The sequence below is a fragment of the Oscillospiraceae bacterium genome, from assembly GCA_035353335.1.
In the GTDB taxonomy this organism is placed as follows: domain Bacteria; phylum Bacillota; class Clostridia; order Oscillospirales; family JAKOTC01; genus DAOPZJ01.
Genome location: DAOPZJ010000059.1, coordinates 1 through 15653 on the forward strand (window position 1 = coordinate 1; position 15653 = coordinate 15653).

A 15653-nucleotide genomic window follows, 5' to 3' on the forward strand; every position below is an offset into this window, starting at 1 on the left:
GTTGATATCAATGATCCTTATTGGTTTATGGACATGAATACTTATGACCAGGATATCTTTATGGATTATGATACCATGGTCTCTGACTTTTCCGACAACGGTTATATTTCTGAAGCCAACTGGTATAAGGCATATGACTACACTAAAATAAAGATTTCTGACGTTCGGGACATCATCAAAACCCTCGATACGCAGACCCAGCAGTATATCGATATGGGCGGCACTCTTCGTTTTAATATGCCCACAATCGAACACATGAAGCAATATCTCCCACGCGAAGCAAGCCTTCAAATCACTCTCTGGGTTTTAATTCTTCCGATCATGGTATTGCTTTGTTTCTATATCTTTATGGTCTCAAGGATGAAACTTGAGAGCGAAGCCAACGAAATCTCAGTACTTAAAAGCCGTGGGGCAAGCAGAATGCAGATTTTCAACGGGTACATCATGGAATGGGGGATACTAGCGGGCCTATCCATGATATTCGGTCCGCTGCTCGGTTATTTAAGCTGTTATATCTTGGGTTCGTCAAATGGATTTTTGGATTTCGTCGTCCGGAAAGCGCTTCCGGTGTCCATCGACTGGAAGGCCTTTCTCTACGCACTCGCCGCGATGGTATTGTTTGCAATCGCCATGCTGATCCCCGCTTTCTCCGCTTCAAAGCTCAGCATCGTTGAACACAAGCAGATCTCAGCACGTTCTTCCAAAAAGCCTCTCTGGCAAAAACTCGGTCTTGATTTCATCTTATGCGCCGTATCGATTTACGGTCTTGTCAGATATAAAGATATCTTGAGCAATTTGACCACAAAAGGTACGACAGTGGCCTCAATGGGCGTCGATCCGCTGATGTTCGTCATCACTTCGGCTTTTATGCTTGGCATCGGTCTCTTATTCCTGAGATTTTATCCGTATATTGTTCAATTCTTATTTTACTTGGGAAAGAAAAAATGGACTCCTCCGTTTTATTCCTCCTTCATCCGAATCGGAAGATCGGGCAGCAAAGAAATCTTCGTCATGCTGTTTATTATCTATTCAATTGCGGTCGGCATCTTTTCCGCGAATTCCGCAAGGACAATCAACAATAATCTTGTAGATCGGTATGAGTATCTCAACGGTGCGGATGTGGTTGCGGATATTGATATGAAAGCATTGAAACCCCCGCTTAACTTAGACGCATTGGTCAATGACAATGACTGCGTGGAAGCTGCCGCGGAAGTCATTAATATCCCTCAGGATTCAAATGATTTCGTTCTCAAACTCGGCAACCAGAAACAGAATCCTTTTAATTTGATGGGAATCGAACCATACTCGTTCGGCACAGCTACTACACTGCGTTCTGATTTGTTGCCCTACCATATCAATGAATACCTGAATATCATTAATGGTGCTCAAACCGCGGTTCTGTTATCATCCGATTATGCCGCAAATATCGCCGTGGGTGACTCCGTCACTTTAGAAGGTCCTAACGGCGCTTCGATATCCTGTATCGTTTATGGCTTCGTCGATTACTGGCCGGGTTACAAAAAAACTGTCTACAACGAGGGTGTTGCGGAAAACAAATCGCTTGTTGTCGTAAACTCTTCTCTGTTGAAGCTTCATTTTTCTGATAGTTATCAGAATTATGTTCAGATTTGGATGGCGCGTAAGGACGGTTCTACCATTGAGGATTTTACAAAAGCAATGGGCAAGTCGATTCCGTATCAAGCTGATATCGAAACTCAAGCTGCTATCGGAATGGGCAGACTCACGCTGGATTATGGCTCACTTGCTGTAAAAGACCTGAATTTTTCTTCACAGAAAGTCGTCAAAGTTAAAAATGATCCGACGATTCAAGGTTTTAACGGGATGCTCTCGCTGGTATTTCTGATCACGATGGGCATAACTACCGTAGGTTTCCTGATTTACTGGATTCTCTCGCTGAGAAGCCGTACTCTGCAGTTCGGCATCTACCGCGCAATCGGTATGTCCCAGAACAGCGTCATGGCTATGATCGGAGTTGAACAGATACTCGTTTCTCTGATGTCTATTCTGTTTGGGCTGCTTCTTGGTGATGTGACGAGCTTATTGTTCATCCGTCTGTTTGAAATGGTCTATACAGCGGAAGAACGAGTCATTCCGTTCCAGGTCTTCCATCAGATGTCCGATTATCTAAAAGTCTATCTGGTAATCGGTATTATGATCGCTATCGGCGTCGGTGTTTTGGTCCGGGTTATTTCGTCTATCAAGATCGATCAGGCGCTCAAACTTGGCGAAGATTGATGGAGGTGAATTTATGAACGATCTGATTTTAAAATCCACCGAAATTGTCCGCGATTTCGATACATCCGGCGGCGTCGTCCATGTTCTGAAAGGAATTTCTGTTGAAATCCCCGTTGGGAGACTTACGATTTTCCGCGGCCGTTCCGGCTCGGGCAAAACCACGCTGATCAATATGCTCGGTGCACTGGATTACCCGACTTCGGGCAAGATTTGGTTTCAAGACAAAGAAATTACCTCTCTTTCTGCATTGGAACAAGATAAACTCCGCCGCAACGATTACGGATTTATATTTCAGTCCACAGCACTTGTCGGTATTATGACTGCTTATGAAAACGTTGAATTCGCACTTCGCGTATCGGGTATGGCAGATCCTGCGGAACGCAGAGAACGTGCGATGCACTGCCTTGGATTGGTCGATCTCGGTAAGCGCGCGAATCATATGCCCGGCGAGATGTCCGGCGGCGAACAACAGCGTGTCGCGATCGCACGGGCAATCGCACATAGGCCGAAAGTCGTTTATGCAGATGAGCCGACCGCGGCGCTGGATACTCAGATGGGACTCCAGGTGATGAGTGTTTTCAAACTTTTGATAGAACGCGAAGGCGTCACGATTGTCATGACGACCCATGACCCCAATATGATGGAAGTTGCCGATAAGGTCTATACTTTAGAGGACGGTGTTATTATCGATGAAAAAGTCAACTACTGATGAATTGAATAACACGGTTCATGGTGAACAATTGTATCAGGCTGTCGAATCTGTTGAGCTCTCTGCCGGAATTCCTTCGGAAATTTCGGCAGAAAAGCCGGAACCGATGGTTTATTGTGAAAACTTAGTTAAAATCTTCAAAACCGGAGAAATTGAAGTCATTGCTCTTCAAGGATTGGATCTGACTATTGAAAAAGGTGAATTGACGGCAATCATCGGAAACTCAGGTTCCGGTAAATCTACCCTTTTGAATCTGCTCGGCGGTCTTGATCGCCCCTCCGCAGGCATTCTGAGGGTAAACGGGCAAAACATGCTAAAATTCACCGAACAGCAGATGGTGGAATATAAACGCCATACCGTCGGTTTTGTTTGGCAGAACAACGCAAGAAATTTGATTCCCTATCTCACCGCACAGCAGAATATCGAGCTGCCGTTGTCAATTGTAAACCCGTACATGCCGCGTCAAAAACGTATTGACCGTTCAAAAGAACTTTTGGATATGGTCGGACTTTCCCACCGACTCGGCAATCGGCTCAGCCAGCTGTCCGGCGGTGAGCAGCAGCGTGTCGCGATTGCTTTGGCGCTGGCCAACAATCCCGCGCTATTGTTGGCCGACGAGCCGACCGGCGCTGTTGATACAGCAACCGTAGGTATGATTCTCGATATTTTCAATCGTCTCAACCGCGAACTCGGTTTGACCATCATCATCGTCACCCATGACCGGCAGCTTTCCCGAAAGGTCAACCGCGTTGTCGCAATCCGTGACGGAAGAACCAGCAGTGAATTTATCCGTTATAATTATGCGGATGAGATCGCAGCCAACACGAAACGCCTTGAAAACACGAATCTGAATTTTAATATCGAATCACACGAGGAATTTGTGGTTTTGGACCGCACCGGCCGTCTTCAAATTCCGAAAGAATATTTGGAACGGCTGAACTTAAAAGGCGGAAACAAGTTGAAAATGAGCATGACAGATGATACAATAATTTTGGAACGCCCGAAGGACAAACAGGAAGAACAGGATCCTAAGGAAAAAGGCAGTTCCGAAAAAGCATAAAGGAGGATGTGAAAATTTTGAGAAAATTCACAAAGGCCGTTTTTCTGTTTTTCTTAACAGCGCTGATGATTGTTTCATCGCTTATCGGCTGCGCGGAACCAACACCCGCTTCTTCCGAAACCTCCGGTACGGTTTCATCGGGAATTTCCATCACGGTACCGGGCGACACCAAGAGCACTGTCGTCACCGGAAATCCGCCTGCCCTCAATATCAAAACCGAATATACCACCAGCGAGCTTGAAGGTTATCATGCGATAAACGGTGATTTTCTAGGAATTTTTGAAATTCCGGGGATCAATCTTAAGGAATTGGTCGTCGAAGCCCCCGATAACGATTACTATATGCGCAAAGATCTCCAGGGGAATTACCGCCACGAGGGCATTCTGTTTTTTGATTACCGCTGCCTGCCGAACGATTTTTTCGGAGATAATTCGATCCTGTACGGTCACAATATCGGAAAGAGTAGATACAGCGATAAAATGTTCGGAAAACTGGTCAAGTACCGCGAAGGCGATACCTATCTGAAGGCAAACATTTTTAAATTCACTGCTTATAACGGTTATACATATTATTTCCAACTATTCACCGGTTATGACACCTCCCCATCTTCCAACGGTGATCCCTACTTCTGCGTCACACTCAACTTCAATCAGGACAAGACCTTTCATTTTACCGATATGCGCAGGTATCAGCAATTCACCGGATTTATCAAAGCGGCTTTCGAGCGCTCGGACTTTCAAACGCCGAATCTGGAAGTCGGCTTTTATGATAAAATCCTGACCTTGATTACCTGTGTCTATGACCAGGACAACTGGCGCTATACCCTTCAGGCCAAAATGATGCATACCGATGAAGTAGCCGCCTATTTAGCTGCACATCCGGAAATGGCGAAACCGGGTGAGATCATCGGAAATCCGGAACCTTTTTGATATTTATTATTGTTGTCAGCGCACCGTAAGGTGCGCTGTTTTTATACTTGTCAAAACTATAGCTTTTATTGTATAATGAAATATAACGGTTTTGGAGGTGTCCCGCTTGCAAGAACAGCTTTCGTTGCGCTGTGAGGAGAATGCCGGGCATCTGTCTGTGTTGAGCGGTGTTCCGGTTCGGGTCTTCGACACTTATAACCGCGTTTTTATTGATCAAAGCACCGATGAGCGTAAAAAATTTTTTTGTTCGTTTTGCGGCAATCCGAAGTGTAATCCCGAAAATACCCATTTTTACGGATGCAACGAAGCCTACCGCTGGAACGGAAAGTACATTTATTATTGCCCGATCGGTTTGGTTTTCTGCGCCTCCTCCGTTACCGATGATTCCGGCAAAATGCTGGCCGGCATGATTGCAGGACCTGTAATTATGGGAGAGCAGCGTGACTCGCTTGCAGAGATAAAAGCCCTGAAAACCAGAGAAGCTGCTCAAAAATTGCCTGTGTTCACAACGCAGAAAGTCAATGCGCTCTCATCCTGCCTGTTGGCCAGCGCGGTTCTTTCTTCGGGAATTGCATATGGTCTTGCCGGAAGTTTCGTCTATGAACAGGAAAAGCAGCTCAATGCGATTTTCTCGGCGCACAGCGACTTTTTAGGAGAACAGGAAACCACTTACCCCATCGAGTATGAAAAGACCTTGCACCGTTTGATCGTAGAGCATGACAAAAGCGGCGCGCAGGCTCTATTAAACGAATTGCTCGGGTTTATTTATTTTTCCAGCAATTACGATCTCGATACCATCCGGGAGCGCTCGGTTGAACTGGTAGTTTTATTATCACGCTCTATCATCGATGCCGGTGCGGATGTAAAAGAAATTTTCCTGTCTAACAGCGGTTATATTCATGAAATCGAACAGTTTACCTCTGTGGAGCAATTGAATGTCTGGCTCAGCGTCATGCTGCACCGGTTTATCAATTACACCTTCGACTTTACGCAAGTTAAACACTCTGATGTGGTTTTCAAAGCCATGAATTATATTAAAGCTAATTATGCGGGAAAAATCACGCTGGACGATATCGCAAAGCATGTCTTTTTAAGCCGTTCCTATCTCAGTACAGTTTTCAAAGATGACACAGGGATGAGCGTGACTGATTATATCAAACACATCCGAATTGAAAAAAGCAAGTTGTTTTTACTTGACAACCGAATTAAGTTAGCCGACATTGCCGCGTTATGCGGTTTCGAGGACCAAAGCTATTTTACTAAGGTCTTTCGAAGCGAAGTGGGCATCTCCCCTAAAAAATTTCGTGACAGCGGCGGGCGTATCGTAAATATCAGCAGCAGCAGTAATGCCGGTGCCAAATTATAAAAGGAGCATTAATTATTTATGCACGAAATTCTCGAAAAAAGAGTCCTTAACGACAATACCTGGCTGATGCGTATTGCTGCTCCTCTTGTAGCAAAACGCTGTGAACCGGGTCAATTTATCATCTTTCGCATCGATGAACAAGGCGAACGCGTTCCTTTGACCATTGCTGATTTCGATCGGGCAAATGGCAGCATCACCATTATATTTCAATCCATAGGCGCTTCAACAACAGCACTTTCCAAATTAAACCAAGGCGATTACATCTTGGATTTTACCGGGCCGCTCGGAAACGCATCAAAACTTGAAGGCCATAAAAACGTGGCGATCATCGGCGGCGGCGTCGGTTGCGCAATCGCCTATCCGCAGGCAAAGAAGCTTTTCAATTTGGGATGCAAGGTCGATTTGATCGCGGGCTTTCGCAGCAAGGACATCGTCATGCTTGAAGATGAGATGCGTGCAAACAGCACTCGTCTTTTTATCACAACCGACGACGGCAGTTACGGCGAAAAAGGGCTTGTGACAGATAAATTAAAAGCTCTCATTGAAAGCGGCGAAAAATATGACGAGATTATCGCAATCGGGCCTGTCATTATGATGAAATTTGTCACGATGACCGCCAAAACATACGGCATCCCAGTCACGGTCAGCTTGAATCCGATCATGGTCGACGGCACCGGAATGTGCGGCGGCTGCCGGGTCTCCATCAGCGGAGAAACCAAATTCGCCTGTGTCGATGGCCCGGAATTCGACGGATACAAAGTTGATTTCGACGAACTGATGCGCCGCAATACCGCTTACAAATCACATGAATCCGAGTTATCTCATAAATGCCGTCTGATAAAGGAGTAACAACGAATGCCTAATATGATTCCTCAAAAGACCCCTGCCCTCGAACAGCTTCCCGAACAACGTATCAGAAATTTTGAAGAAGTCGCGCTCGGTTACAACGAAAAAGAAGCTATAGAAGAAGCAAATCGTTGTCTGGAATGCAAGAATCCAAAGTGTGTATCCGGCTGCCCGGTCAACGTAAAAATTCCTGAATTTATCAAACAAATCAAAGGCGGCGATTTTTTTAGCGCTTATGATACGATTTACAGCACCAATTCCTTGCCCGCTGTCTGCGGACGCGTCTGCCCGCAGGAGAGCCAATGCGAGGGTTTATGCGTGCGCGGTATCAAGGGTGAACCGGTCGCCATCGGCCGCTTAGAGCGTTTTGCCGCCGATTATGCGGCAAAGCACAAACATAGCGCTCCGATTGAAAAAGCCGAAAGAAAGGATAAAAAGGTTGCGATCGTCGGCTCGGGTCCTGCGGGGCTTGCCTGCGCGGCGGAGCTCACAAAACGCGGTTATGATGTGACCGTATTTGAGGCATTTCACAAGTTCGGCGGCGTTTTAGCCTACGGCATCCCCGAATTCCGCCTGCCCAAATCCATCGTCGAGGATGAGACTGATAAACTCCGCGAACTCGGTGTGAAATTTCAGTCAAATGCCGTTATCGGAAAATCCCTTACGGTTGATGATCTTTTCGAAGAAGGTTATAAAGCTGTTTTTCTCGGCACCGGTGCAGGACTACCGAAATTCTTAGGCATTTCGGGTGAGAATTTGATCGGCGTTTTCAGCGCAAATGAATATCTGACCCGCATCAATTTGATGAAGGCCTTTTCGGACGATTACGATACGCCTGTACTCAAATTTAATCGTATTGCGGTCGTTGGCGGCGGAAACGTAGCGATGGACGCCGCGCGCTGTGCACGACGCATGGGCAGCGAGGTCTATCTTGTTTATCGACGCACCGAAAACGAGATGCCCGCCAGAGCCGAAGAACGCCACCACGCCAAAGAAGAAGGCATCATTTTTCAGACATTGACCGCACCTGTTGAAGTAGTCGGTGACAAAGACGGCAAAGTGACCGGTTTAAAATGCCGAAAGATGGCACTCGGCGAGCCGGATGCCAGCGGCAGAGCCAAGCCTGTCGAGGTTCGCGACAGTGATTTCATTCTCGAGACCGACGCCGTGATTGCAGCGATCGGCACCTCGCCAAACCCCATCATCGCAAAGAGTACGCAGGATATCAAATTTGACCGACATGGCTGCGCAGTTGTCAGTGAAAACTCTCTGATGACCACAAGATCCGGCGTGTTCGCAGGCGGCGACCTCGTCAGCGGAGCCGCGACTGTTATCTTGGCGATGGGCGCGGGCAAACAGGCAGCGGCGGAAATCGACGACTATCTGAAATAGACAGACGTAAAGAGTTCATATTAAACGGCGGATTAAACCGCCGTTTTTTTGTTGTTTTTGAGTTACAGCCCCTTGTATTATTACAACCGACCGGGGAAAAATAGCTAGTATCTCTAAACTACTATCTGAACGAGGTTGCCATGAAAAGAAAGAGCTTATGCGGTTTAAAAATGTACATGCGCCTTTCGGCAGTTATGCGCGAGTTGTATTCCGAAAAACGGCGCTCCTCCTCCGCAACCGGCAGCAGCGAATGGCTTGCCGATAACTATTATCTGATCTATCGGCGTTCTCGCCGACTGCTCGAATCGTTTGCCCAAATGCCGAACCTCCCTGTTGAAAACGGGGATATCCGCATTCTTGATATCTGCCGCAGCTTTCTGACATTGGATGAAGAACCGAAAATCGAGATTTTCGATACGATCCCGCCTGCGGAATTTTAAAACTCTTTGCTCCGCCGCTCGGTGAAAAAGACCATGCGATCGGGTATACTGCCGATTATCCGGAGGGCGTCAGAGAGAACGGCGGACAATACACGCACGGCGCGTGCTTTTTCGCTTATGCGCTTTTCTCGGCCGGAAGAGCTGATGACGGCTGGCGAATTTTACGCAGTCTCGTGCCTGTGCTCGACCGATTTGTTTTCAACAGCAGTTTCTATTTGGAGCCGTATGCAATTCCCGCCGATATTTCTACGAATCCGCACGCCTACGGGCGCGGCGGCTGGTCACTCTATACCGGTGCGGCGGGTTGGTACTACCGTACAATTTTAGAGAAGATGCTCGGGGTAAACATAACCGGAAACACCGTCACTTTCTCACCCTGCATTCCGACCACGCTCAACGACTGTAAACTCACGCTCACAAACGGCGGCAGAAAGATGTTAATCACCTATCTGAGAAAAGGAGAATCAAAAGTTTTTCAAGACGGACAGGAGAGGATAAGCGTGCAGTTTAAAAATATTGATACGCAAATTGAGGTCTGGTATTAAAGAAGCGGCGGGAAAATTCCCGCCGCTTTTCACGATCATCTTATTACTTTACTGCATATCGTCTTCGGACTGTTCGGTTCTCTCTAGACGCAGCTTATTTTCTTCATTGTTTTGTTTGGCAATTTTACTGATCTTATCAACGATAAAATAGGAATACTTATCGGCATCATGCTCAACCGACTGACGATACACCAGTTTTCCAAGGTCATAATACAGCTTCTGTTTTTCCAGTTCGCCGCAACTGTGTTTGATTTCTTTTCCGACCTTTTTTGAGACATCGTTCAGTTTCCCGCTAAATTCACCCGAAGCGGATTTTGCTTTTTTCACAACCTCGTCGGTTTTTTGCAACGCATTCCGGGTGCAATTACAAAAATCTTTCTTCGCATTGGACGCGCAGCAATTCGCCTTTTTGCATTGTTTCTTGGAATAATCGATCACTTTTCTGACGATATCACCGGTAACACGACTCTCGTCGGCAATCTTCTTCAGTTTACCGACCGTTTTTTCTCCCACTTCAACAGCGGCGTCAAGTACCTTTTTTACCACGATGTCCATTGCGATGCCTCCTTAAATCTTGATAAATTCCTGTAAAAGCGAACTCTTCGGGACAATTTGCTGATTCAGTTTCGGAATTTCTTTTAATGCCCTTCGGATTGATTTTAACATATCTCCGTGAATTTTATACTCCTGCGGTAAAATCGTTTCCGCGCACTCTTTAAATACGGATAACTCATAATCGAAAAAGGTATCGATACATACATCCGCACCGCCGACATAAGGCGTGACATTTTGATCTTCTCCGTGAAGCACGCTGTCCCACATGTTGATGGTCTTTTCCGCGCTTGCTCCGCGGTAATGATAATCCCGAACGGTTCTGCGTAAAAAGCGAACGTCCCGAATGCTCATCAGCTGCTTGGAACCGTCAAAAATCTCCGCCAACGGCTCCACAAAAACGCGCAATACCCTTCCGGATTCCACCGAAGCCGCGACTGCCGGATTCAGCGCATTGATTCCTTCCAACATTATAACACCATCCGCACGCGGTGTCACGCTTTTTACGGAATTTGTCCGTCTTGCCGTGATAAAATCAAAAATCGGGATGTTTGCAGTCTTTCCGACTGATAGATCGTAGATTACTGTGTTCATCATTTCCACATCAATCGAGGCCAGTGATTCGATGTCATAAGTGCCGTCGGGCAAAATCGGGCACTCGTCGCGGTTTTTATAAAAGTCATCCATCGAGAGCTCGGTGCTGCACAGCCCGTGGCTCTCCAATATCGCATCAATGGCAAGCGTTGAACTGGTTTTGCAAGAGGCCGAACCGCCCGCGATCAGAATGACTTTATATCCACCGTCCATAATCAGATCGGCAGCGGCGACAAGGCGATTTTTAATTTTTTCTTCAACCGGTGCGACATCTTTTTCGGTGAGTTTATTTAAGTCGTCAATCTGATATCTCATATAATACGGTTTGCCTCCCTCTCGATGAATTCTCTCTTTTTTGCGCACATCTCGTCAAAATGCTTGATATACTCAAGCGGCAGACGCTGATTAAAAAATCGGACCAGATCGTTTTGCCTGTGCACCGCTTTTGTCACGCTACCGGCACCGCAGCCGTAGATGCTGTGCAGCTCATCCATCATGTATATGTTGTAAAGTCCGAAAGAATCCGACTTGCACCATCCCACGTTTTCACCGCCGCCGCTGATGTCGCGCTGGCGATAGAGATAATACGGAGAATAATCCCCATCTAACAGTATATTCGCACACCTATCAAGTCCGTGCTCGACAGTCTCACTTTGAATGAGTTCATCCGCCCCGCCCTCCTGTGCCAACTTCGAGCCGCGCTTTTTTGCGTAGCTGTGAATGGTGATATTGGCGGGAGAAAGCGCTTGAATTCCTATGACACTCTCGACAAAGCCGTCCTCGGTGTCGCCGGGTAAACCAGCGATCAAATCGACATTAATATCGGTAAAACCCGCTTTGACAGCACTTTCAAAAGCATCGTAAAATTGTTTAACCGTGTGTTTTCTACCGATGCGTTCTAACACCGGATCATGCAGGGTCTGCGGATTGATTGAGATGCGGGCGTTGCAAACACCATGCAGCGCTTTGAGCTTTTCGGAGGTGATGGCGTCGGGGCGGCCGAGTTCCACGGTCAACTCACGGTGTTCGGGTGCGTTTTTCGCGAGGACTCGGGTAAGTTCCGAAAGCTGTTTCGACGATAAAATTGCGGGAGTTCCGCCGCCGATGTAGACTGTGACTATTTTTTGCCCTGTCTTTTGCATATATGCGCAGGTCTCGGCAATCTCGGTATGCAGCAGCTTCAGGTATTGACCGATTTGGTTTTGGTCGTACCGATCGTTGTCTTGTGAGACAAACGAGCAATAGGTGCAACGGCTGGGGCAATACGGAATCGAAATATACAAACTGCACTCGTCAGTTGTGGAAACAACACCGGATTTGATGCGGTTTTCGGCGACCAAAGCGCAAAGATGTGTCTTTTTTTCACTAACGTAATAATCGTCAATAAAAACGCGTTCGGCTTGTTCTTGCGAGCTTTCGGCGGTCAGACCCATGAACAGTTTTGCAGGGCGGACACCGGTTAAAATGCCCCAAGTTGGTTTTCGATTGCAAAAACGCATCCCCACCCGATAATACGCTCTTCCGAGCGCAAGATCGAGATCGGGTGCGCAGAGGTATTCGGATTGTCTGACGGGTTCGCTGTCGGTTTCAGTGTGGGTTTCATCGGTGAGGACAACTGTAATGGTTTCACCTAATTTTTGAACGGTTACATTAATATCAGCGTCGCCCTCGAAAATGACCATTTCCCCGATGAAAAATGCTTTCGTCAGGTTGATCGACTCGTACAGAAGCGTTTCGGGTGCAATTACTTTTACCATGGCAGATACGGGTTGTTTTTCCGTTCTTCGCCGACTGTGGTTGAGGGGCCGTGACCAGGCAGCAAAGCTACGTCATCGGGCAACAACGTCAGCCGGGAAATTGACTGCATCAATTCATCCAAATTGCCGCCGCGCAGATCGGTTCTGCCCACGCCGTCCCGAAAGATCGTGTCTCCGCAAAAAAGCGTTTTCCCGAGTTGATAGCAACAGCTTCCCGGAGAATGTCCGGGCGTGTGCAGCACTTTGATTTGATCATCGCCAAACGGCAGAAAATCTCCGTCACAGACAACTGTATCGGGCTCGTGCTGCTCGGGTTTAATAAAAAATCCAAACGGATAGTCCCTGCCGGTTTGGGTTCGCAGCACTTCTTCATCGCCGACATTGATCACGAGTTTTGCATCTGGAAATTCGGATTTGAGATCGGAAATGCCGCCGATATGGTCGAAATGAGCGTGCGTCAGCAGGATATACTCTAAGCCGCATTTAAACATTGCGACCGTCTCCCGCAAATTACGGGAAGCAATCGCGGGATCGATGACGGCGGTATGCGTGCCGTTGTTGAAAACATAGGCATTGGTTCCAAAAGCGCCGAGTTCGAGCGTGATGATTTTCGTTATCATTTTTTAAAGGAGATATATTCCCCGAGAAGGTCAATGCAGTTTTGCACGTCGTTGAGATCAACCATCGAGATCGGGCCGTGGCCGTAGCGGGTCGGGATCGAGATGCCGCCGGTCTTTTTGCCCTCGCCGACCTGATTGATCGCGCCCGCATCGGTGCCTCCTCCGGCAAGCACTTCGAGCTGAACCTTGATATTTTTTTCGGCTGCGATATCTTTCATCTTTTTGACGATCCCCTGATCGCAGATGACCGACATGTCCATCACTTTGATGGCGGCACCGCCGCCGAGCACCGGATTGCCTTTTCCGGCGGATTCGGGCGTGTCGAAGCAGCCGCCGATGTCGACCGCGATGCCTTCGTCGGGATCAATCAGCTGCGCCGCTGTTCTCGCGCCTCGCAAGCCGACTTCTTCCTGACTGCTGAAAACATAGTAAATATCGTCTACAGGGTTTTGATATTTCTTCATGCACTCGAGCAAGATATAGCAGCCGATGCGGTTGTCGAGCGCTTTGGTGCAGACGCGGTTGTTTGCCATCTCGGTGTACGGTGCGTCGTAGCAGGCGAAATCACCGACCGAGAGCAGTTTTTCGGCATCTTCTTTATCTTTTGCGCCGATATCGGCATAGAGCTTGGTGAAGTTGCCTTTGACATCGTCATAAGCACAGTCGGCAGAGACCGCACCGATTACACCGTTTGCAAACCGGATGCGCTGGCCGATTGTGAGCGGAATCGGAATGCCCCCGACAGCGCGAATGCGAACCATGCCGCCCGAGGTGAACGACATGACACAAAAGCCGATTTCGTCCATATGGGCGCTCGGCATGATCTTTTTCGGGGTCTTGGAGCTGCCCTTTTTAACCGCAATCACGCTGCCGAGTCCGCCTTCGATGAATTCATCAACATAGGGCGCGGCGGTCTTTTTGATAAATTCGGCAACTCCGGTCTCGACGCCGCTGACGCCGAATCGCTGGGTGAGTTCCTTTAGAAGCATTACTTATATCCTCCGTAAGTTTTATAAAATTCCGTTCAAGTCGCTGTTATAAAGCGCTTTCATCAGATCGATCATGTATCCGACGTCGTCCGCACCGACATATTCGCGCACCGCGTGCATCGACAGACATGCATTGCCGATATCAACCGTGACCACGCCGTATTCCGCTGCGATGCCCGGGCCAATCGTGCCGCCGCCGCGTTCATCGCTGCGGTTGACTTGAATCTGATAAGGAATTTTGTTACGCTCGCAAAGCATTTTAAAAGCAGCAGAACCCGCCGAAGATGTCGCATAACTTTGGCGCTCGGTAAGTTTGAGCACCGGGCCGTTGTTCAGCACCACGGGATAAGCCGGGTCGTATTTGCCCGCATAAGCCGGGTGGGTGGCGTGCGCCATATCGGAGGAAAAGACAAGCGAATGCGCGAGTGCGCGGTATTTGTTTTCCTGGCTGACTGCGAACTTTTCACAGATGCGGTCGATAATCATCTGCATGGTGTTGCTTCTTGCGCCTCTTGTTGAACCTGAACCGATCTCTTCATGGTCATAAGCGAATGCTAAGCAGGTATTGTCACTGTCGATTGCCTCGCAGAAAGCCGTGAACGCGGTGAACGCCATCTCGGCGTCGTCGGTGCGGCAAGCGGAGATGAAATCGCCGTCAATGCCGGTAAAGCAGCCGGGGGTGCAGTCATAGGGTGCGAGCTCGAAGCTGAGGATGTCCTCTTCTTTGACGCCCGCCTGCTCCGCCAGATAACCCATAAACCGCTTTTTCTCGCCCGCTTTGCATAAAAACGGGCAGGTCTCAGTTTGGAGATTGAACTTAGCGCCGTCGTTGACCTCGCGCACAACATGGATTGCCGCGCTCGGGATGACGAGAATCGGCTTGTCAATGTTGACATTGACACAGCGGACGTTTTCGCCGTCTTTGACGCAGACACGCCCGGCAAGGCCTAACGGTCTGTCCATCCAGCCGTGGACGATCAAGCCGCCGTAGCCCTCGACCGAAAGCCGTTCATAACCGCCGTCGAGCGTCGAACCGCCCGGTTTAACCCGAAAGCCGGGTGAATCGTGGTGGGCGGCGACGATGCGCATACCGGTCTCCTCAATCGGTTTTGTGCCGATTTTAAAAGCCGCGATCTGGGTGCCGTCCTTGATGATATAATACGCTTTTGAGCGCTCTAAATTCCATGAATTGCCGTCTTTAATCTCGGTTGCGCCGGCTTTGTCGAGCATGTCTTTGAGCAGATCGACCGATTGGAACGGCGTCGGGGCGTTGTTTAAGTAATCGAGCAGTTTTTTTGCGTATTTTTTCTTGTCCATTTCTTTGCAATTCCTTTCAAAAACTTGCTATATCATAACACTTTCGTGCTCATTCTGTCAACCTTATCCGGGGGTTTCACTCGGCGTTTCGAAGGCCTCTTCAATCTTTTGACGCAATAGTTTTGCCTCGCCGCAATCGATGTTTGCAGCGCGGATTTCGCGTGGGGTAAAACAGTTGATGTCGGCAGCGATGTGAGCCGGCGCTTTGGTGAGCACAAGCGTTCTATCCCCGAGCAGCCACGCCTCGGAAAAGCTGTGCGTGACCGCGATCACGGTCTTGG

At 48.3% G+C, this 15653-nt stretch carries 16 protein-coding genes; 9 read left to right on the forward strand and 7 right to left on the reverse strand.

Translation table 11 applies throughout. The features are described 5' to 3' along the window. The 9 genes from PKH29_10770 to PKH29_10810 all read left to right on the forward strand — a co-directional run. Nucleotides 1-2256 (forward strand): FtsX-like permease family protein (locus PKH29_10770; protein ID HNX15318.1); only part of this gene is annotated, 2256 nt, incomplete at its 5' end. 13 nt (nucleotides 2257-2269) lie between these two features. Further along, nucleotides 2270-2965, forward strand: coding sequence for an ABC transporter ATP-binding protein (locus tag PKH29_10775; GenBank protein ID HNX15319.1), 696 nt, complete (start codon nucleotides 2270-2272; stop codon nucleotides 2963-2965). Continuing rightward, nucleotides 2946-4025 (forward strand): ATP-binding cassette domain-containing protein, encoded by a 1080-nt coding sequence (locus PKH29_10780; protein ID HNX15320.1) that lies wholly within the window; start codon nucleotides 2946-2948, stop codon nucleotides 4023-4025. Before PKH29_10775 ends, PKH29_10780 begins: the two co-directional genes overlap by 20 nt. 17 nt (nucleotides 4026-4042) lie before the next feature. Further along, nucleotides 4043-4954 carry a class B sortase gene (locus PKH29_10785; protein ID HNX15321.1) on the forward strand — a complete coding sequence of 304 codons (912 nt, stop codon included), beginning with the start codon at nucleotides 4043-4045 and terminating at the stop codon, nucleotides 4952-4954. A 106-nt stretch (nucleotides 4955-5060) separates the two neighbouring features. Next, nucleotides 5061-6320 carry an AraC family transcriptional regulator gene (locus tag PKH29_10790; protein ID HNX15322.1) on the forward strand — a complete coding sequence of 420 codons (1260 nt, stop codon included), beginning with the start codon at nucleotides 5061-5063 and terminating at the stop codon, nucleotides 6318-6320. A gap of 18 nt (nucleotides 6321-6338) precedes the next feature. After that, nucleotides 6339-7169 (forward strand): sulfide/dihydroorotate dehydrogenase-like FAD/NAD-binding protein, encoded by an 831-nt coding sequence (locus PKH29_10795; protein HNX15323.1) that lies wholly within the window; start codon nucleotides 6339-6341, stop codon nucleotides 7167-7169. Between the two features lie 6 nt (nucleotides 7170-7175). After that, a complete protein-coding gene (gene gltA, locus PKH29_10800) occupies nucleotides 7176-8558 on the forward strand; it encodes an NADPH-dependent glutamate synthase (GenBank protein HNX15324.1) in 1383 nt (460 codons plus the stop codon). A gap of 140 nt (nucleotides 8559-8698) precedes the next feature. Then, entirely contained in the window at nucleotides 8699-8998 is a 300-nt protein-coding gene (locus PKH29_10805) for a hypothetical protein (protein ID HNX15325.1), read from the forward strand. Between the two features lie 38 nt (nucleotides 8999-9036). Continuing rightward, a complete protein-coding gene (locus PKH29_10810; protein ID HNX15326.1) occupies nucleotides 9037-9543 on the forward strand; it encodes a hypothetical protein in 507 nt (168 codons plus the stop codon). Between the two features lie 48 nt (nucleotides 9544-9591). Here the strand turns inward: PKH29_10810 and PKH29_10815 are convergent, their stop codons facing one another. From PKH29_10815 to PKH29_10845, 7 genes are all read right to left on the reverse strand, one after another. Further along, nucleotides 9592-10098: a hypothetical protein gene (locus tag PKH29_10815; protein HNX15327.1), complete on the reverse strand. Its 507-nt coding sequence runs from the start codon at nucleotides 10096-10098 to the stop codon at nucleotides 9592-9594. Between the two features lie 12 nt (nucleotides 10099-10110). Next, the gene (locus PKH29_10820; GenBank protein HNX15328.1) at nucleotides 10111-11004 is read right to left on the reverse strand and encodes a hypothetical protein; all 894 of its coding nucleotides are present in this window, start codon (nucleotides 11002-11004) and stop codon (nucleotides 10111-10113) included. Beyond that, nucleotides 11001-12446 carry a coproporphyrinogen dehydrogenase HemZ gene (hemZ, locus tag PKH29_10825; protein HNX15329.1) on the reverse strand — a complete coding sequence of 482 codons (1446 nt, stop codon included), beginning with the start codon at nucleotides 12444-12446 and terminating at the stop codon, nucleotides 11001-11003. The genes PKH29_10820 and hemZ overlap by 4 nt, the downstream gene beginning before the upstream one ends. Continuing rightward, nucleotides 12440-13066: an MBL fold metallo-hydrolase gene (locus tag PKH29_10830; protein ID HNX15330.1), complete on the reverse strand. Its 627-nt coding sequence runs from the start codon at nucleotides 13064-13066 to the stop codon at nucleotides 12440-12442. Before PKH29_10830 ends, hemZ begins: the two co-directional genes overlap by 7 nt. Further along, nucleotides 13063-14055: a M20/M25/M40 family metallo-hydrolase gene (locus PKH29_10835; protein ID HNX15331.1), complete on the reverse strand. Its 993-nt coding sequence runs from the start codon at nucleotides 14053-14055 to the stop codon at nucleotides 13063-13065. The genes PKH29_10830 and PKH29_10835 overlap by 4 nt, the downstream gene beginning before the upstream one ends. A gap of 21 nt (nucleotides 14056-14076) precedes the next feature. Beyond that, nucleotides 14077-15372: a M18 family aminopeptidase gene (locus PKH29_10840; protein HNX15332.1), complete on the reverse strand. Its 1296-nt coding sequence runs from the start codon at nucleotides 15370-15372 to the stop codon at nucleotides 14077-14079. 63 nt (nucleotides 15373-15435) lie between these two features. Beyond that, nucleotides 15436-15653 (reverse strand): hypothetical protein (locus PKH29_10845; protein HNX15333.1); only part of this gene is annotated, 218 nt, incomplete at its 5' end.